Below are 17905 nucleotides of genomic sequence, written 5' to 3' on the forward strand. Positions count from 1 at the left end.
CATCGGCCGATCGGCCTCCGGGGCTTGACCGCGGCGTCGCGATACGACCCAATGGTCGTCGCACTCGTGACCTCACCGCGACTACGGAGGCCGATCGTGACCGACCCCACCGAGACCGAGACCGAGGACGCGCAACGCCGCGCCTTCACCGAGGCCGGCCCGGCCGACTGGGCCGCCGAGACCGCGCTCCTCGCCGGCGCCCTCGTGTACGAGCCCGGTGACCCCACCCCGATCAAGACGCCGGAAGAGTGGGACGCCGAGGACTGGGACGCCGGCCGGCAGAACCCGAAGACCCTCGACGAAGCCCGCGCCGCTCTCGCCGCCCGCATCGCCGATCCCCACGCACCCGACACCGAAGCGGAATCCGGCGCCTACGACGAGCTGGAGGGCTGAGGAATGTACGTCCCCTGGCTTGTCGACGCCGCTCGCAGCACCGGCTACCCCGTCGTCGAGGTCGCCGGCTGGCAGACCCGTGGCCACGGCGGTATGCGCGTCGTCGAAGGCGTTGTCGGGCACCACACCGCCACCGCCGAGTCCGCGCCCGGCGACTACCCCTCCCTCGGCATCGTCATCGACGGCCGCGCCGACCTGGCCGGACCGCTGTGCAACCTCGGCCTCGGCCGCGGCGGCACCATCTACGTCGTCGCCGCCGGCTGTGCCTACCACGCCGGCGCGTCCCGCTGGCTCGGGTACCTCGACGTGAACGACGAGTTCCTCGGCATCGAAGCGGAGTCCGCCGGCACCGGCTTCTGGACGGCCGCGCAGCTGGACGCCTACCCGAAGCTCGTCGCCGCGCTGTTGCGCTACATGTCCCGCGGCGTCGACCGCTACGCCGGTCACAAGGACGTCTGCGTTCCCGCCGGCCGCAAGATCGACCCGGTCGGCATCGACACCGCCTGGCTCCGCGCACGCGCCGCCGGCGACCCGGACGCCGGGCCGGGCGACCGCGCCGAGGTGGAGATCGTGGAGCGGATCACCGTCACGCCACCGGACGACGGCGAGCACACGGTCCGCGTCTTCCTGCCCGGCAGTCCGGGCACGGCGATCGTCGTCCGGCCCCCGCTCGGCGGCGACGGCTCCGCGAAACCGATGTGGGTGCCGAGCATCTTCGCGTGGGGTTCGGACCGCGCGGGCATCGGCCACAACCCCGCGCAGCTCCCGGGCTACGACCCGAAGCTGACGTCGCACCGGCGCTACGAACTGCCCGGCGCGGTGTGGGCGGACGTCCGCTACAGCGCGGCCGAGCCGTTCGAGCTCGACCTCGTCGGCTGAAGCTCAGATCGAGGCGGCGATCTGGTCGTCGAGGAACTCGTCCAGGTAACGCCACGTCGTCCCGCGCGCCTTGCGGCCCGTCAGGACGCCCAGGTGGCCGCCGGGAGCCGTCTTGAAGCGGACCTCCGGCGCCTTGTCCAGCAGCTCCACCACCCGTTCCACCGACGGCCTCGGGGCGATCGTGTCGTTCTCGCCGGCCACCACCAGCGTCGGCACGCGAACCGACGACAGCGAAATGATCCGCCCGTTGAGGTCCACCTTGCCCTCGGCGAGGTCGTTGGTGCGGAACAGCCGGTGGTACAGCTGGCCGAAGGTGCGCCCCGGATAGGCGTACATGTTGCCCATGAAGTGGTCGACCGCCTCGATCTGTGCGAGGTAGTCCCGGTCGTCGAGGTGGGTGAGGATCGCGATCGGCTTCGTGATCTCCTTGCTGATCCCCGTCGCGCGGAACACGCGGCTGACCAGATAGGACGGTGCGCCGCCGAACGCGCGGTAGATCGGCGTCAGCAGGTGGCCGCCCGTCAGGTCCACCAGCGGGCGGAACGGCGCGACGATCGGGATCGCCGTGAAGTCCACCGGCGAGCCGATCGCGGTGATCGACGCGATCGGCAGGTCCGGCCGGTCGGCGTTGACCAGCAGCGAGAAGATCCCGCCGAGCGACCACGACACCAGGTGGACGGCCTGGCCGCCGGCATCGGCGCTGACCTTGCGGATCGCCCGCGGCAGCACCTCGTCGATCCAGTGCTCGATGCCGAGGCGCCGGTCGGAGAAGGCAACCATGCCGTAGTCGACGAGGTAGGTGTTGCGGCCGCGCTCGACCAGGTGCTCGATGAGGCTGCAGCCGCGGCGCAGGTCGAAGCAGATCGCCGGCGCGGCCAGCGGCGGCACCAGCAGCACCGGCGGCCCGGACACCGTCCCGCCGCTGTGCGTCATCCGGTACAGCGAGCGGTTGGGGCCCTGGTCGACCAGCACCCGCGGCATCGGCCGCAGGTCGGCGACACCGCCGTGCAGCACCTTGCCGACCACGTTCGACGCCGCGGCGGCCAGCCGTGCGGGCGGTGAAAACATTTCTCGTGCCTCCTGCGAGTTACCCGGGCATCCCCGGCAATCTTGCCGGGTACGGCTGATCGGCTCAACACGCCACGGCCGCGAGCACGTCCATTTCGGACGGTCGTTAGACCGTCCGAGTTACGCCGGGTCCGCGCCGGGCGCGCTCTCCGCGGCCCGGGCTTCGTAGTCCGCGCGGGCCGGGGAATGGGCCGCCGAGGCCAAAAGCCGGTCCGCCTTGAGCGCTCGCGCGAGCGCCTCGCCCGCCTTGCGCGGGAGCAGCCGCGTGAGCTTGCCCATAGTGCCCAGCGACCGGGGCACGAAGACGTCGAAACGAGGCTTGCGCAGCGTGGCGACGATGGCGTCGGCCACTTCTTCGGGCCGCACCGACTTGAACATCTTCGCCTCGCCGAGCCCGCTCGCGAGTTCCGTCCGCACGATGCCCGGCATCACGCACGAGACGTGGACGCCGCTGCCGTGCAGCTCCAGGTGCACCGCTTCGGACAGCCCGACGACGGCGTGCTTGGTGGCGCAGTAGGTCGCCGCACCGGGGAAGCCGGCCTTGCCCGCGAAGGAGGCGACGTTGACGATGTGCCCGCTGCGCCGCGGGCGCATCCGCTTCACGGCTTCGCGAGTGCCGTGGATGACGGCGTGGAGGTTGATCTCCAGCTGACGTCGGGTCGTCGCGTCGCTCTCCTCCTCCAGCGCGGCGAGCAGCATGATGCCGGCGTTGTTGATCAGCACGTCGATCCGGCCGTGGCGGCGTTCGACCTCGTCGAGGAACCCGGTGAAGCCGCGGATGTCGGTGACGTCCAGCGGCAGCGCTTCGGCACCCAGCTCGCGGGCGGTGTTTTCGGCCCGGGCCTGGTCCAGGTCGCCGATCACCACCCGCGCGCCCAGCCGGGCCAGCGCCGACGCGGTCGCCGCGCCGATCCCCTGCCCGCCGCCGGTGATGACGACGACCTTGCCCGCGAACTCCTCGGCCATGGCGACTCCTTCGTCTGTTGGCGAGAAGTCAACAGTGTGCCGCTACCCCCACGCGTTGCTCAAGCACCTGACCCACCCACTCGTCGACGGTGAACCGGACGGTCGGCTTGAAACCGTGGCTCTCGTAGTAGCGCTGCAGCGCGCCGTCGCCGCCGGCCCAGCAGTCGACGCGCACCAGGTCGATGCCGCGCCGCCGCGCCTCGTCGAGCGCGTACTCGATCAGCCGTCCGCCGACGCGCCGGCCGGTGAACCGCCGGGACGTGATCAGCAGGCGAATGTACAGCTCACGCTCGTCGACGGAGGGTACGTGCGGGTCACGCTCTTCGGAGACGATCAGCGCACCGGCGGGCTCGCCGTCGACCATCGCGACGCGCAGGCCGGGGTCGGCGGCCATGCCCTTCACCCGTTCGACGCGCTTCGGGACGCGGCTCCACGGCTCCGTGCCCCACTGCTTCGCACTACCTCGCGCGACGAGCCATTCGACGGCTTCGTCGAAGAAACACAGCAACGTGTCGGCGTCCCCAGGATCACCCGATCGGATGACGGTGTTGTCCATGCCGCCATTCAACCTCAGGCGACCCCGAGGTGGCGCGAGATCAGCATCTTCTGGACCTCGCTGGTCCCCTCGCCGATCTCCAGGATCTTCGCGTCGCGGTAGAAGCGGCTCACCGGGTACTCGTTCATGAACCCGTACCCGCCGAAGATCTGCGTCGCGTCGCGCGCGTTGTCCATCGCCGCGTTCGAGGCCACCAGCTTCGCGATCGACGCCTCCTTCTTGAACGGCTCGCCGCGCAGCATCTTCGACGCCGCCTGGTAGTACGCCAGGCGGGCCGTGTGCGTGCGGACCTCCATGTCGGCGATCTTGAACTGGATCGCCTGGTACTCCCCGATCCGCTTGCCGAACGCGACCCGGTCCTTCACGTAGCGGAGGCACTCGTCGACGCAGCCCTGCGCCAGGCCCACCGACAGCGCGGCGATCGCGACGCGGCCCTCGTCCAGGATGGACAGGAACTGCGCGTAGCCCCGGCCCCGCGTGCCCACCAGGTTCCCGGCCGGGACGCGAACATCCGAAAAGGACAGTTCGTGCGTGTCCGAGCAGTTCCAGCCGACCTTTGAGTACTTCGGTGCCACTTGGAAGCCCGGCGTGCCGGACGGGATGAGGATCGCCGAGATCTCCTTGCGGCCGTTCTCCATCACGTCGGTGACCGCGGTGGCGGTGACGAACTTCGTGATGTCCGTGCCCGAGTTCGTGATGAACGCCTTGCTGCCGTTGACGATCCAGGAGTCGCCGTCCAAGGAGGCGCGGGTGCGCGTCGCGCCCGCGTCCGAGCCGCCGCCCGGCTCGGTCAGGCCGAAGCCGCCCAACGCCGTGCCGGCGCACAGCGACGGCAGCCACTCCTCCTTCTGCTCCTGCGTCCCGAAGCGGAAGATCGGCATCGCGCCCAGCGAAACCCCGGCCTCCAAGGTGATCGCCACCGACGAGTCGACCCGCGCCAGCTCCTCCAGCGCCAGGCACAGCGCGAAGTAGTCGCCGCCCATGCCGTCGAACTCCTCGGGGAACGGCAGGCCGAAGAGGCCCATCTCGCCCATCTTCGCGACGATCTCGTACGGGAACTCTTCCTTCTCGTAAAGCTCGCCGATCACCGGCGCGACCTCGGCGCGCGCGAAGTCCTCGACGGTCTTGCGAAGGGACTCGTACTCCTCGTCAAGACGGAAGTCGATCACAGCTGCTCCTCCTGAGGCGTAACGACGGCAAGGGTTTCGTCCAGCGCGACCTGTTGGCCGGCCCGGACGGGGAGTTCGCTGACCACGCCGTCGATCGGCGCCGTGACCGTGTGCTCCATCTTCATCGCTTCGACCACCAGCAACGGCGTCCCGGCGCGCACCGTGTCTCCGGCCGTGACCTTGACCACGAGCACCGTGCCCGGCATCGGGCTGGTGACCGGCCCGGCCCCGGCGGCCTCACCGCGTGCCGACAGCACGAACTCCTGCTCCCCGAAGGGAAAGCTCAGTCCGTCGCGGGCGAGCCACACCGTCCGGCCGGGACCGCAGGCCTGGCGGTAGCGGTGGAACCCGCGGGCGTGCCGGATCTCCAGCACGTCGCCGTCGCGCCGAGCCGACACCTGGACCGGCCCACCGTCGTCGACGAAGACCGTCGCGTCCGCCGGCGTGCCCTGCACCCGGACCACGGCCTTGGCCTGGCCGGACTTCAGCCGGAACGTCACCCCGCCGGAGCCGCCCATCCGCCAGCCGTCCGGCACGTCCCACGGGTCCACGACGGCCCCGGACGGCTGCAGCTCGAGCAACCGGTCCAGGGCGGCCGCGACGAAGAACTCGCCGGGCACGTCCGAAGAGACCAATGTGGACAGCCGGCGGTCGACCAGTTCGGTGTCGAGCCGACCGGCGCGCACGTCGGGATCGGCCAGCAGCGCGCGCAGGAACGCGGTGTTCGTGCCGACGCCCAGCAGCGCCGTGTCGGCCAGCGCCAGGTCCAACCGGTGCAGCGCGGCCGCGCGGTCCGGGCCCCAGGCGATGACCTTGGCCAGCATCGGGTCGTAGTTCGAGCCGACCACCGCGCCGGGCGTCATCCACGAATCGACACGGACGCCGTCGCCGCACGGCTCGTGCACGGCCAGCACCGTCCCACCGGTCGGGATGAAGCCGCGCGCCGGGTCTTCGGCGTACACCCGCGCCTCGACGGCGTGGCCGGTCAGCACGACGTCTTCCTGGGTGAGCGAAAGCCGCTCGCCGGCCGCCACCCGGACCTGCCACTCGACCAGGTCGAGCCCGGTGACCAGCTCGGTGACCGGGTGCTCGACCTGCAGGCGGGTGTTCATCTCCATGAAGAAGAACTCGTCCGGGTCGTGCGCCGACAGGATGAACTCGACGGTGCCCGCGCCGACGTACCCGACCGAGCGCGCGGCCTCGACCGCCGCCGAGCCCATCTTTTCGCGCGTCGCGGGATCCAGCAGCACCGACGGCGCTTCCTCGATGATCTTCTGGTGCCGCCGTTGCAGGCTGCACTCGCGCTCGCCGAGGTGGATCACCGTGCCGTGGGTGTCGGCCAGCACCTGGATCTCGATGTGCCGCGGCGTCGTGACGAACCGCTCCATCAGCAGCGTGTCGTCCCCGAAGGAACCGAGCGCCTCACGCCGTGCCGACTCGATGGCGGCGGCCAATTCGGACTCGGCGTGCACCAGCCGCATGCCCTTGCCGCCACCGCCCGCGGACGGCTTGAGCAGCAGCGGGTACCCGACTTTCGCCGCCGCCGAAGCGAACCCTCCGGCCGGGATGTCCACATCGGACGCGCCGGGCACCACTGGAACTCCCGCGGCGGACACCGTCGCCTTGGCGCGGATCTTGTCGCCCATGGCGTCGATCGCCGCCACCGGCGGGCCGATGAACACCAGCCCGGCGGCTTCGCAGGCCCGCGCGAACTCGGCGTTCTCCGCCAGGAAGCCGTACCCCGGGTGCACCGCCTGCGCACCGGACGAAACCGCGGCGTCCACGATGGCCGGAATCGAAAGGTAGCTGCGGGACGCCTCGGCCGGACCGATGCGCACCGCGGCATGCGCCTCGCGGACGTGCCGCGCGTCGGCGTCCGCGTCGCTGTACACCGCGACCGCGCGGACACCGAGGGCGCGCAGCGTGCGGATGACCCGGACCGCGATCTCGCCGCGGTTCGCGACCAACACTGAGTCGAACATCATCCCTCACATCCGGAAGACGCCGTAGTTGACGGCAGCCAAGGGCGCGTTCGCCGCGGTCGAAAGCGCGAGGCCGAGCACCGTACGGGTGTCCGCCGGGTCGATCACGCCGTCGTCCCACAGCCGCGCGGTGGAGTAGTACGGGCTGCCCTGCGCCTCGTACTGCTCGCGGATCGGGTCCTTGAACGCCTCTTCGTCCTCTGTGGACCAGTCGCCGCCGCGCGCCTCGATCGAGTCGCGGCGGACCGTCGACAGCACCGACGCCGCCTGTTCGCCGCCCATCACCGAGATCCGCGCGTTCGGCCACATCCACAGGAACCGCGGCGAGTAGGCCCGGCCGCACATCGAGTAGTTGCCCGCCCCGAACGACCCGCCGATCACGACGGTCAGCTTCGGCACCCGCGCGCAGGCCACCGCGGTGACCATCTTCGCGCCGTGCTTGGCTATGCCGCCGGCCTCGTACGCGCGCCCGACCATGAAGCCGGTGATGTTCTGCAGGAACAGCAGCGGGATCGAGCGCTTGTCGCACAGTTCGATGAAGTGCGCGCCCTTCATCGCGGACTCGGCGAAGAGCACGCCGTTGTTCGCGATGATGCCGACGGGGTGGCCGTGGATCCGGGCGAACCCGGTGACCAGCGTCGAGCCGTACTCCTTCTTGAACTCGCCGAACCGGCTGCCGTCGACGATCCGCGCGATGACCTCGCGCACGTCGTACGGCGTGCGCGGGTCGGTAGGAACGACGCCGTACAGCTCGGCCGGATCGGCAACCGGCGCTTCGGTCGGCAGGACGTCCCATGGGCGCGGCGCGCGCGGCCCAAGCGTCGAGACGATGGAGCGGACGATCCGCAGCGCGTGCGCGTCGTCGTCGGCCAGGTGGTCGGTGACGCCGGACTGGCGCGAGTGGACGTCGCCGCCGCCGAGCTCTTCGGCAGTGACGACCTCGCCGGTCGCGGCCTTCACCAGCGGCGGGCCGCCGAGGAAGATCGTGCCCTGGTTCCGGACGATCACGGCTTCGTCGCTCATCGCCGGGACGTACGCGCCGCCGGCGGTGCAGGAGCCGAGCACCGCGGCGATCTGCGGGATGCCGCGCGCGGACATCGTGGCCTGGTTGTAGAAGATCCGGCCGAAGTGTTCACGATCCGGGAAGACCTCGTCCTGCCTGGGCAGGAAGGCGCCGCCGGAGTCCACCAGGTAGACGCACGGCAGGTTGTTGTGCAGCGCGACCTCTTGGGCGCGCAGGTGCTTCTTCACCGTCATCGGGTAGTACGTGCCGCCCTTGACGGTGGCGTCGTTGGCGACGACCACGCACTCGCGGCCGGAGACCCGGCCGACGCCGGTGATGATGCCCGCGGACGGCGCTTCGTCGTCGTACAGTCCGTTCGCGGCCAGCGGCGACAGCTCGAGGAACGGCGAACCCGGGTCGAGCAGCGTGTCGACGCGGTCGCGCGGGAGCAGCTTGCCGCGTTCGACGTGCCGGGTGCGCGCCTTCTCCGGCCCGCCGAGGCGGGCGGCGGCCAACCGTTTGCGGAGGTCCTCGACCAGCTCCGCGTGGGATGTGACGTTGCGGGCGTAGGCCTCGCTGTCCGGGGCAGCCGTAGTCCCCAGTGCCGGCGTGTCCATGGGCTCCCTCGAAGTTAGCGGTCGTTAACCTCCGTTTCGATGTTAGCGACCGCTAACGTGAGTGTCCAGTGGCCGGAATGCCGCGAAGGGCACCCTCGCGAACCTGAGGGCGCCCTTCACGAATCTTCGCAGGAGGCTCAGCCGATCGCCGCCCGCAGCGGCGGGTAGTAGCCGCCCGACTGCCCGGCCACGGTCGGGTGATACGACTCGATCACCGGCCAGGTCAGGCTGTGCAGGTAGTCGCCGGCCGACGAGCAGATGTTGTGCCCGGCGAACGACGGCCGGACGTCGACGAACGTCGCCCCGGCCGAGGCGGCGCGTTGCTGGGTCACCGACGCCAGCGCGTCCGCGCCGGAGTTGATCGCCGAGCGCTTGGTGTCGCTCAGCCCGACCCAGCAGGAGCCGGGCACGGTGTAGAAGCGCGGGTAGGACAGGACGACGAGGCGAGCGCCCGGCGCCTTGGCCTTGATCGCGTTGTAGGTGTTGGTCAGCAGCGGCGGCAGCGTGCCGTTGATGTACGTCTTCGCCGTGTTGACCCGGTTCACGCAGTCCGAGTCACTGCCCAGGGTGCAGGCCTGCATCACGTCGGCGAAGCCGGCGTCGTTTCCGCCCACCGTCACCGTGACCAGCGTGGCGGACGACGGGATCGAATTCGCCTGGCCGATCACGTCGCCGGTCTTGGCCCCGGAGCAGGCCAGGAACGTGAGCGACGTGCCGCTGTGGGCGTTGGTCCACAGCTGCGGATAGGCCTTGGAGCTGCGATAACAGCTCCCGGAACTGCCGTAGCTGCCGGCCCCGACCCCGGAGGAGTAGGAGTCGCCGAGCGCGGCGTAGACGGTCCCGGCGGCATGGGCGAGGCCCGTGACGCCGAGAGTGGCAAGGACAACGGCCCCCAGGGCCGTACTCAACCGTAGAAGGGATCGCCGGAACTTACGGATGGGAACAGCCATGGGTCACTCCTTTGTGACAGGGCCGACTCAAATAGGACAGCAGGTAAAGACCCCACAGGGAACCCCTAGTTACCGGTAGGTAACCCACACGGCCCACGTCGGAAGGAGGAAACACGTGTTAGCGCTCGCTAACCTGCCGCTCTAATATGGCCGGATGGCGGCCAACCCCACGCCCCTCGTGAACGGCGAGAAGGCGAACAGACGTGAACAGATCATGGCCGCGGCCGCCGAGCTGTTCGCGCACCACGGCTTCCACGGCGTCGGCATCGACGACATCGGCGCCGCCGTCGGCATCTCCGGCCCCGCGCTCTACCGGCACTTCCGCAGCAAGGACGCGATCCTCGGCGAGATGCTGAACTCGATCAGCCGCTACCTGCTCGACGGCGGCACCGCGCGGGCGAGCCGGCCGGGCGAGCCGGCCGACACGCTGACCGGGCTCGTCCGGTTCCACGTCGACTTCGCGCTCGCCCACCCGGCGCTGATCACCGTCCAGGAGCGCAACCTCGCGAACCTGACCGACACCGACCGCAAGCAGGTGCGCGCGCTGCAGCGCCAGTACGTGGAGGTCTGGGTCCGCGCGATCCGCGAGGCGGTGCCGGACCTGGGTGAACGGCAGGCGCGGTCGGCGGCACACGCCGTGTTCGGATTGATCAACTCGACACCGTACAACCGCCATCTCAGTGACGACGAACTCGCCGGGCTGCTCTGCCGGCTCGCGCTGGGTGCCCTTCGCGCGGCTGGATGACCGACCCGGATCAAGGTATCCCCACGAGGGCCGTCGCTGGTGTTTGATGGGGCACGTGGACCCGGACTGGAACGAGCGGCTCGTCGAGAAGGCCCAGCGCGCGTTGACCGCGCTGAGCGTCGGTGACGACGCCGAAGCCCTCGTCGAGGTCGCCCCGACGGCCGTCGAACCGCAGGCCCGCGCGGACGAGACGAAGGCCCTGATGCTGCTGCTGTTCGGCGAGTGCAGCGCGATGGTCTCCACCCTCGGCGACGGGGGCAGCGCGCCGGTGAAGGTCCAGGTCTTCGACGAGGACGGTGAAGAGGTCTCGATCGACCAGGCCGACCCGCCGGTGCGGACCGCGGTGCGGACGTTGCTCGCGGAGGTGCACGGCAACACGGAGGCGGCGCAGGAGCAGGTGGAGATCGCCCTGGCCAACGCGGCGCCGGACGAGGTCGACAGCCTGGTCCTGCAGGCGCTCCGCTGGACGATCCGGCTGTCGGTGGAGTGCCTGGACCGCGACCTCCCGGTGGCCCCCTGGATCTCGGAAGCCGTCTCGGACTGAACGGCACTAGCCCAGCAGGGCCTTCACCAGCGCCGCGATCTGGCTCGTCTCGATGAGGAACGAGTCGTGGCCGTACGGCGAGGAGACCACCGACGGCTTCGCCGCCCCGGCGATCCCCGCCGCGATCTCCGCCGACTGGTACAGCGGGTAGAGCCGGTCGCTGTCGACGCCGCCGACCACCGCCCGGGCCGTCACGCGGCCCAGCGCCGCCGCCACGCCGCCGCGGCCGCGGCCGATGTCGTGGGTGTTCATCGACTCCGTCAGCACCACGTAGCTGTTCGCGTCGAACCGCCGCGCCAGCTTGCGGGCGTGGTGGTCCAAATAGGACTCGACGGCGAACCGCCCGCCCCGCAGGGGATCTTCCGGCCCCTGGTGGGTCCGGCCGAACCGCTGGGCCAGCTCGGGCTCGCTGCGATAGGTGACGTGCGCGATCCGCCTCGCGATGCCGAGGCCGCGGTGGGGTCCCGCCGACGCCGAGTAGTAGTCGCCGCCGTGGAAATCCGGGTCGCCGCGGATCGCGTGCAGTTGCGGCGCCGCCCAGGCGATCTGCTCGGCCGACGCACGGGCCGTCGACGCCAGCACCAGCACCGACGCCACCCGCGAGGGCAGCGACACCGCCCACTCCAGCGCGCGCATCCCGCCCATGGACCCGCCGACGACGGCGGCCCAGCGGGAAACGCCCAGCGCGTCCGCCAGCACCGCCTCGGCCGCGACCTGGTCCCGCACCGTCACCACCGGGAACCGGCTGCCCCACGGTTTCCCGGACGGGTCCGGCGACGACGGCCCGGTCGACCCCTGGCAGCCGCCCAGTACGTTCGGGACGACGACGAAGAACTCGCTCGTGTCCACGGCCTTCCCGGGCCCGATCAGCGCGTCCCACCAGCCCGCGCTGGGATGTCCCGGCTCGAGAGGCCCGGCCGCGTGGCTGTCCCCGGTCAGCGCGTGCTCGACCAGGATCGCGTTGGACGCGTCCGAGTTCGGCGTCCCCCACGTCTCGTACGCCAGGGTGAACCCCGGCAGCACGCCACCGGCCTCCAGCGCGAGCGCGCCGGGGCCGGTGACGAACTTCCGGCGGCCCGGCGGATCGCCGATCCGCCAGGCGCCGGTGACGGGCTCATCCGTCACAGTTCCGCCTTGGCCGCCCGGAATCCGGCCTCCAGGTCGGCCTTGAGGTCTTCGATCCCTTCCAGCCCGACGGCGAGCCGGACCAGCCCGGGCGTCACGCCGCTGGTCAGCTGCTCCGCCGGGCTGAGCTGGCTGTGGGTGGTCGACGCCGGGTGCACGATCAGGCTGCGGACGTCGCCGATGTTCACCAGCTGGCTGTGTAGTTGGGTGCCGTCGACGAACTTCCGGCCTGCCGCAATGGCACTGTCGCCGCCGCGCAAATCGAACGACAGGACCGCGCCCGCGCCGCGCGGCAGGTACTTCCGCGCGGCGGAGTAGAACGGGCTCGACGGCAGGCCGGCGTAGTACACCTTTTCGACCTCGTCGCGCTGTTCGAGCCACTCGGCCAGCGCCTGCGCGTTCGAGACGTGCCGCTCGAGGCGCAGCGACAGCGTCTCGATGCCCTGCAGGATCAAGAAGCTGTTCAACGGCGCGATCGCGGCGCCGGTGTCGCGCAGGATCTGGACACGCGCCTTCGCCGCGTACGCGCCGGGGCCGAGCGCCTCCCAGTACTTCAGGCCGTGGTAGCTCGGGTCGGGCTGGTTGAAGCCCGGGAACTTCGCCGGGTCCTTGCCGAAGTCGAACGTGCCGCCGTCGACCAGCACGCCGGCCACCGTCGTGCCGTGCCCGCCGAGGTACTTCGTCGCGGAGTGCACGACGACGTCGGCGCCGTGCTCGATCGGGCGCAGCAGGTACGGCGTCGGCACGGTGTTGTCGACGACGAGCGGGACGCCGGCCTCGTGCGCGACGTCGGCGACGCCGCGGATGTCGAGGACGTTGCTGCCCGGGTTGGCCAGCGTCTCGCCGAAGAACAGCTTCGTGTTCGGCCGGACGGCGGCGCGCCACTGGTCCAGGTCGTCCTGGTCGTCGATGAACGTGACCTCGACGCCGAGCTTCGGCAGCGTGTAGTGGAAGAGGTTGTAGGTGCCGCCGTAGAGCGACGGGCTCGAGACGAAGTGGTCGCCCGCGCTCGCGAGGTTGAGGATCGCCGCCGTGGTCGCGGCCGAGCCGGACGCGAACGCCAGCGCGGCGACCCCGCCTTCGAGCGCCGCGAGCCGCTGCTCCAGGACGTCCTGGGTCGGGTTCATGATCCGCGTGTAGATGTTGCCGGCCTCGGCGAGGCTGAACAGGTCGGCGCCGTGCTGGCTGTCGCGGAAGACGTACGACGTCGTCTGGTAGATCGGCGTGGCCCGCGCGCCCGTGGCCGGGTCCGGCGCGGCGCCCGCGTGGATCTGCTTGGTCTCGAAGGACCACGCCGAGGTCTCGTCCGCGCTCATCGGTTCTCCTTGCGGCTCAAGGGGTTCATCTGGCGGCTGCCGCCACCGAAGCTACTTCGGCCGAACGGGGCCCCCAACCGTTCTCACGCCCTGGGAGCAGGACACCCTTGCAAACCAAATCTCTCTGTGTCTAAGATATTTCTCAAGGGAGATTCACAGGTATGGAGGTAGTCATGGGTGAGCGGGTTCAGGTCCTCGTCGTCGGGGCCGGGCTGGGGGGCTTGTCGGCGTCGCTGTTCCTGGCGCGGAACGGGGTGGACGTCGTGACCGTCGAGCGGCACCCCGGAACGTCGATCCACTCGCGGGCCGCCGGGCAGAACTGGCGCACGATGGAGCTGTTCCGCTGGGCGGGCATCGACCGCGAGGTGCTGGCGGCGAGCCCGCGGGCGTCGCAGGGACTGCGGATCACCGTCGCGACCAGCCTGGCCGGCCGGGTGCTGCACCGGCTCGTGGAAGACGGCAGCGAGTTCGACGTCTCGGCCACGACGACGCTGCCCGCCGGCATGGCCGGGCAGGACGTCGTCGAGCCGATCCTGCTGGCGCACGCGGAGAAGGCCGGCGCGCGGATCAGGTTCCGCACCGAACTGGTCGAGCTGACGCAGGACGACGACGGCGTCACCGCGACGCTGCGGCACCGCGACTCCGGCGAGGAGACGGTGGTGCGCGCGGACTACGTCGTCGCGGCGGACGGCGGCCGCAGCGGGATCCGGCAGCGGCTGGGCATCGGGACCACCGGGATGGACGCGCTGAGCCACTGCCTCGGCGTGGTGTTCGACGCCGACCTCGGCGACCGCGTCAAGTCCGGCGTGACCGACCTGTTCTACCTTCAGCACCCCGAGTTCACCGCCGGGCTGGTGAACACCGACGTGCCGAACCGGTACGTCTTCGCGCCGGACTACTTCCCGGAAAAGGGCGAGAGCCCGGCCGACTTCGCCCACGACCGGCTGGTCGCGATGATCCGCGCCGCCACCGACCTGCCGGACCTGGAGCCCGAGGTCGTCTGGACCGGCTCGTGGGAGATCGCCGCGCGGCTCGCCGACCGGTTCGCCTCGGGGCGGGTGTTCCTGGTCGGTGACGCGGCCAAGGTGACGCCGCCGACCGGCGGGCAGGGCGGCAACACCGCGGTCGGCGACGCGGCGGACATCGCGTGGAAGCTCGCCGCGGTGCTTCGCGGCGAAGCGGGTCCGGCGCTGCTCGACACCTACGAAGCCGAGCGGAAGCCGATCGCGCGGATGATCATCGACACGTCGCTGCACAACATGAAACAGCGCATGCACCCCGACCTGGACGTCTCCGGGCTGACCGAGCCGGTGGACCTCCTGGCCGCCATCCTGGCGTTCCGCTACCGCTCGACCGCGGTGCTGCCGGAGGAGCCGGACGACGGCGAGCGCGTCGAGGACGTGCACGCGCCGACCGGGCGGCCGGGGTTCCGGGCGCCGGGGATGGAGTCCACTGTGGACCTTCTCGGCCACTCGTGGGTCCTGCTGTGCGCGGGTGACGGGACACGCTGGGCCCCGGCCGCGACGAACGTCGCGGCGGAAACCGGCATTCGCCTCGACTGCCACGTGATCGAGGACAGCGCGTTCGCGGCGAAGTACGGCCTGGCGCCGGGCGGCGCTTCCCTCGTGCGCCCGGACGGCGTCGTCGCGTGGCGGGCGAAGGAGCCGGTCGAGGACCCGGCAGGCGAGCTTTGGCGAGTCCTGACCGCGGTCCTGTCCCGCTAGCCGCACTACCGCGACATGCGCCGGTGGGCGGCCCTACCGAGCCGTCCACCGGTTTCTCGGCGAGAATGACCACGTGGTGTCGGTACGCAGCGTGGTCGACCGGGTGGGGCCGACGCTGCTCCACGTGCTCCAGCTGCCCGACGACTCCCCCGCGGTCGCCGACGTCGTCATCGCCGAGCCCGGCGGCGCGGTCACCCTGGCGGCGGGCGACCTCGTCCTCGGCGTCGCCACGACCGGGCCCGAAGACGCCGCCGAGCTGGTGAAACAGAGTGCCGGGCAGGGTGCGGCGGCCGTCCTCCTCAAGCCGCCGCTGGCCGCGAAGCCCGCGGTGAAACGGGCCGCGAAAGCCAGCGGGATCGCGCTCGTCCAGGTGCACGCGGCGACGTCGTGGGCGCAGCTCGTCTGGCTGCTGCGGACCGTCCTCGACGCTCTCGCCGACGAGTCCGACAACCTCGACCCCGGCTCCGGCGACCTGTTCCGGCTGGCCGACGCCGTCGCCGCGGTCGTCGACGCGCCGGTGACCATCGAGGACACCAACTCGCGCGTGCTCGCCTACTCCGCGCGGCAGGACCTCACCGACCCCGCGCGGGTCGCCACGATCATGGGCCGCCGCATCCCGGACGACGTGCTCGCGCGGTTCCGGTCGCGCGGGGTGTTCCGCGAGCTGTCCCGCGGCCGGCAGACGATCTTCGTGCCCGCCCAGCGTGACGGCACGCTGCCGCGGCTGATCGTGCCGATCCGGATGGGCGGCGAGCTGCTCGGGTCGATGTGGGCGGTGGTCGCCGGACCGGTGTCCGACGAGCGCGCGGCCGCGTTCGCCGACGCCGCCCCGGTCGTCGCGCTGCACCTGCTGCGCCGCCGCGCGCACACCGACGCGCAGCGCCGCGCGTCCGCCGAGCTGCTGCGCGCGGTGCTCGAAGGCCGGGCGAACCCGCGGAAGGCGATGGCGGAGCTCGACCTGTCCGACGAGCCGCACCGCGTGGTCGTCATCGAGGTCACGGGCGGTGATGGGCGTGACGCCGAAGGCCTGCGGCTCGCGCTGCTCGAACGGATCTCCCAGGGCATCGGCAGCCGTCCGGTGACGACCGAGCTGGCCGGGCTGCTCTACGCCGTGGTCCCGGACCGCGCCGGGGCCGGCGGCTGGGCCGAGCTGCGGCAGGCGCTGGCCACGCAGCCGGCGTCCCGGCGCGGCGGGGCCCCGCGGGCGGCGGCGGGCGCGCCCGGCGAGATCGGCGATCTCTCGGTGTCGCGCGCCCAGGCCGACGAAGCGCTCGGCCTGCTGCGCGCCGAACTCCTCGCCGAACGCGTGATCGCCTTCGACGAAGCCTGGACGGCGTTGACGCTGCACCGCGGCGCGACGGCGGCGTCCGCGGCGAAGGTCGCGGAGCTCGGCCCGCTGGGCGCCCTGCGCGCGCACGACGAAACGGGCAAGGCCGGCTACGTCGAGACGCTCTACGCGTGGCTGCGGCACCCCGGCGACCCGCGGGCGGCGGCGCGGGAGCTGCGGATCCACCCGAACACCCTGCGGTACCGGATGCGGAAGCTCCTGGAACTGGTGCCGATGGACCTCGAGGACCCCGACGTCCGGCTGGCGCTGATCACCCAGCTGGTCGCCGTACGCTGGAGCTGATGGGCCATTCGGCCCAGTGTTTGACTTATGCGTTACGCCGCATGGATCGCGCCGATCGTTCCGATTGTCTTTTCCAGCCGAAAGATGGTGGATTCCGAAGATCGTGTGCCGCATTTTCTCTTCACCACCCCGGGTGCCCGGGTCGTTGCAAGAGGAGTTCCTCCATGAGCAGTTCGGAGCGGTTCGGTAAGGCCATCAAGCTGGGCGCGGTGTCCGCGCTCTCCCTGGTCGCCCTGGTCGTCCCGGCCGCAGGAGCCGGGGGCGCCGTCGCGGCGCCGAGCGGCGACTGCTTCACCCCCACGCACGCCGCGGACCGCGGCAAGGACGGGCACGCCGACTCGGTGTCCCCGGCCGAGGCGGCCCGCATCGAAGCGGACATGCAGAGCAAGCTCGCCGGCAAGCGGACCGCGCTGTCGGCCGAGGCCGCCGCCGCGGTGTCGATCCCGGTGTACTTTCACGTGATCACCAGCGGCTCGACCGGCAACCTGCCGTCGTCGGCCATCACCAAGCAGATCTCGGTGCTCAACAGCGCCTACGCTTCGAGCGGCTTCAGCTTTTCGCTGGTGAGCACGGACTACACGAACAATTCGACCTGGTACAACGGCATCACCGACGGCACGTCGGCCGAGCGCAACATGAAGAACGCGCTGCGCAAGGGCGGCAAGAACGCGCTGAACATCTACACCGCCAAGCTCGGCGACGACCTGCTCGGCTGGGCGACGTTCCCGTCGAACTACAGCTCGCAGCCGAAGCTCGACGGCGTCGTCCTCCTCGACGAGTCGCTGCCCGGCCGTTCGGCGGCGAACTACAACGAGGGCGACACGGCCACGCACGAGGTCGGCCACTGGATGGGGCTGTACCACACGTTCCAGGGCGGCTGCTCCGGTTCGGGCGACTACGTGGCGGACACCCCGGCCGAAGCCACGGCGACGTCCGGCTGCCCGACGACCAAGGACACCTGCACCTCGACGGGCAAGGACCCGGTGCACAACTTCATGGACTACAGCTACGACAGCTGCATGTACGAGTTCACCGCGGGTCAGGCCACGCGGATGAACAACGCGTGGTCGGCCTACCGCGCCTGACGTCCGCTCCCGCGGCAAAGGCCGTGAATGTCGCATTGAGGGACTTCAAGTCCCTCAATGCGACATTCACGGACACCGAACGCCCCCCGGGTAGTGGCGCGGGGATGAACCCCCGGGCCCCCCCCCCCCACACGCCCCCCCCCCCCCACATGG

Annotated in this window: 16 protein-coding genes; 7 read left to right on the forward strand and 9 right to left on the reverse strand. The window is 71.1% G+C overall.

Going from position 1 to position 17905, the window contains the following annotated elements; genetic code table 11:
- Positions 1-96: 96 nt before the first annotated feature.
- On the forward strand, positions 97-393 hold the full coding sequence (locus AB0M82_RS28755) for a hypothetical protein (RefSeq protein WP_364728136.1): 297 nt from the start codon (positions 97-99) through the stop codon (positions 391-393).
- Between the two features lie 3 nt (positions 394-396).
- Complete coding sequence (locus tag AB0M82_RS28760; RefSeq protein WP_364728139.1) at positions 397-1272, forward strand: N-acetylmuramoyl-L-alanine amidase; 876 nt, start codon at positions 397-399, stop codon at positions 1270-1272.
- A 3-nt stretch (positions 1273-1275) separates the two neighbouring features.
- Here the strand turns inward: AB0M82_RS28760 and AB0M82_RS28765 are convergent, their stop codons facing one another.
- The 7 genes from AB0M82_RS28765 to AB0M82_RS28795 form a co-directional block, all read right to left on the reverse strand.
- Positions 1276-2340, reverse strand: a complete 1065-nt coding sequence (locus AB0M82_RS28765) for an alpha/beta fold hydrolase (protein ID WP_364728142.1) — start codon at positions 2338-2340, stop codon at positions 1276-1278.
- Between the two features lie 120 nt (positions 2341-2460).
- Positions 2461-3306: an SDR family oxidoreductase gene (locus AB0M82_RS28770; protein ID WP_364728145.1), complete on the reverse strand. Its 846-nt coding sequence runs from the start codon at positions 3304-3306 to the stop codon at positions 2461-2463.
- A gap of 28 nt (positions 3307-3334) precedes the next feature.
- Positions 3335-3862: a GNAT family N-acetyltransferase gene (locus AB0M82_RS28775; protein ID WP_364728147.1), complete on the reverse strand. Its 528-nt coding sequence runs from the start codon at positions 3860-3862 to the stop codon at positions 3335-3337.
- A 14-nt stretch (positions 3863-3876) separates the two neighbouring features.
- On the reverse strand, positions 3877-5031 hold the full coding sequence (locus AB0M82_RS28780; RefSeq protein ID WP_364728149.1) for an acyl-CoA dehydrogenase family protein: 1155 nt from the start codon (positions 5029-5031) through the stop codon (positions 3877-3879).
- Complete coding sequence (locus AB0M82_RS28785) at positions 5028-7013, reverse strand: biotin carboxylase N-terminal domain-containing protein (protein WP_364728152.1); 1986 nt, start codon at positions 7011-7013, stop codon at positions 5028-5030. Before AB0M82_RS28785 ends, AB0M82_RS28780 begins: the two co-directional genes overlap by 4 nt.
- Positions 7014-7019: 6 nt before the next feature.
- Positions 7020-8633 carry a carboxyl transferase domain-containing protein gene (locus tag AB0M82_RS28790; RefSeq protein ID WP_364728154.1) on the reverse strand — a complete coding sequence of 538 codons (1614 nt, stop codon included), beginning with the start codon at positions 8631-8633 and terminating at the stop codon, positions 7020-7022.
- Positions 8634-8770: 137 nt separating this feature from the next.
- Entirely contained in the window at positions 8771-9541 is a 771-nt protein-coding gene (locus tag AB0M82_RS28795; protein WP_364728183.1) for an SGNH/GDSL hydrolase family protein, read from the reverse strand.
- A gap of 196 nt (positions 9542-9737) precedes the next feature.
- Here AB0M82_RS28795 and AB0M82_RS28800 point away from each other — a divergent pair, with 196 nt between their 5' ends.
- Entirely contained in the window at positions 9738-10328 is a 591-nt protein-coding gene (locus AB0M82_RS28800; RefSeq protein WP_364728157.1) for a TetR/AcrR family transcriptional regulator, read from the forward strand.
- A 46-nt stretch (positions 10329-10374) separates the two neighbouring features.
- Positions 10375-10872, forward strand: coding sequence for a hypothetical protein (locus AB0M82_RS28805; RefSeq protein ID WP_364728160.1), 498 nt, complete (start codon positions 10375-10377; stop codon positions 10870-10872).
- Between the two features lie 6 nt (positions 10873-10878).
- Here the strand turns inward: AB0M82_RS28805 and AB0M82_RS28810 are convergent, their stop codons facing one another.
- Positions 10879-11997, reverse strand: coding sequence for a homoserine O-acetyltransferase (locus AB0M82_RS28810; RefSeq protein ID WP_364728163.1), 1119 nt, complete (start codon positions 11995-11997; stop codon positions 10879-10881).
- The gene (locus tag AB0M82_RS28815) at positions 11994-13313 is read right to left on the reverse strand and encodes a bifunctional o-acetylhomoserine/o-acetylserine sulfhydrylase (RefSeq protein ID WP_364728166.1); all 1320 of its coding nucleotides are present in this window, start codon (positions 13311-13313) and stop codon (positions 11994-11996) included. Before AB0M82_RS28815 ends, AB0M82_RS28810 begins: the two co-directional genes overlap by 4 nt.
- Positions 13314-13486: 173 nt before the next feature.
- Between AB0M82_RS28815 and rdmE the strand changes: the two genes are divergently transcribed.
- The 3 genes from rdmE to AB0M82_RS28830 all read left to right on the forward strand — a co-directional run bounded on the left by rdmE (position 13487) and on the right by AB0M82_RS28830 (position 17752).
- Positions 13487-15037: an aklavinone 12-hydroxylase RdmE gene (gene rdmE / locus AB0M82_RS28820; protein ID WP_364728169.1), complete on the forward strand. Its 1551-nt coding sequence runs from the start codon at positions 13487-13489 to the stop codon at positions 15035-15037.
- A 73-nt stretch (positions 15038-15110) separates the two neighbouring features.
- Positions 15111-16667: a helix-turn-helix domain-containing protein gene (locus tag AB0M82_RS28825; RefSeq protein ID WP_364728171.1), complete on the forward strand. Its 1557-nt coding sequence runs from the start codon at positions 15111-15113 to the stop codon at positions 16665-16667.
- Between the two features lie 164 nt (positions 16668-16831).
- A complete protein-coding gene (locus AB0M82_RS28830; protein WP_364728174.1) occupies positions 16832-17752 on the forward strand; it encodes a zinc metalloprotease in 921 nt (306 codons plus the stop codon).
- Positions 17753-17905: the final 153 nt, after the last annotated feature.

The sequence above is a fragment of the Amycolatopsis sp. NPDC051128 genome, from assembly GCF_040682715.1.
GTDB lineage: Bacteria > Actinomycetota > Actinomycetes > Mycobacteriales > Pseudonocardiaceae > Amycolatopsis.

Bases quoted from the DNA above. Each gene is read 5' to 3' on its own strand.
- AB0M82_RS28760 (WP_364728139.1), top strand. From the start codon at position 397: ATGTACGTCCCCTGGCTTGTCGACGCCGCTCGCAGCACCGGCTACCCC.
- AB0M82_RS28765 (WP_364728142.1), bottom strand. From the start codon at position 2,340: ATGTTTTCACCGCCCGCACGGCTGGCCGCCGCGGCGTCGAACGTGGTC.
- AB0M82_RS28770 (WP_364728145.1), bottom strand. From the start codon at position 3,306: ATGGCCGAGGAGTTCGCGGGCAAGGTCGTCGTCATCACCGGCGGCGGG.
- AB0M82_RS28775 (WP_364728147.1), bottom strand. From the start codon at position 3,862: ATGGACAACACCGTCATCCGATCGGGTGATCCTGGGGACGCCGACACG.
- AB0M82_RS28785 (WP_364728152.1), bottom strand. From the start codon at position 7,013: ATGTTCGACTCAGTGTTGGTCGCGAACCGCGGCGAGATCGCGGTCCGG.
- AB0M82_RS28790 (WP_364728154.1), bottom strand. From the start codon at position 8,633: ATGGACACGCCGGCACTGGGGACTACGGCTGCCCCGGACAGCGAGGCC.
- AB0M82_RS28800 (WP_364728157.1), top strand. From the start codon at position 9,738: ATGGCGGCCAACCCCACGCCCCTCGTGAACGGCGAGAAGGCGAACAGA.
- AB0M82_RS28805 (WP_364728160.1), top strand. From the start codon at position 10,375: ATGGGGCACGTGGACCCGGACTGGAACGAGCGGCTCGTCGAGAAGGCC.
- AB0M82_RS28815 (WP_364728166.1), bottom strand. From the start codon at position 13,313: ATGAGCGCGGACGAGACCTCGGCGTGGTCCTTCGAGACCAAGCAGATC.
- rdmE (WP_364728169.1), top strand. From the start codon at position 13,487: ATGGGTGAGCGGGTTCAGGTCCTCGTCGTCGGGGCCGGGCTGGGGGGC.
- AB0M82_RS28830 (WP_364728174.1), top strand. From the start codon at position 16,832: ATGAGCAGTTCGGAGCGGTTCGGTAAGGCCATCAAGCTGGGCGCGGTG.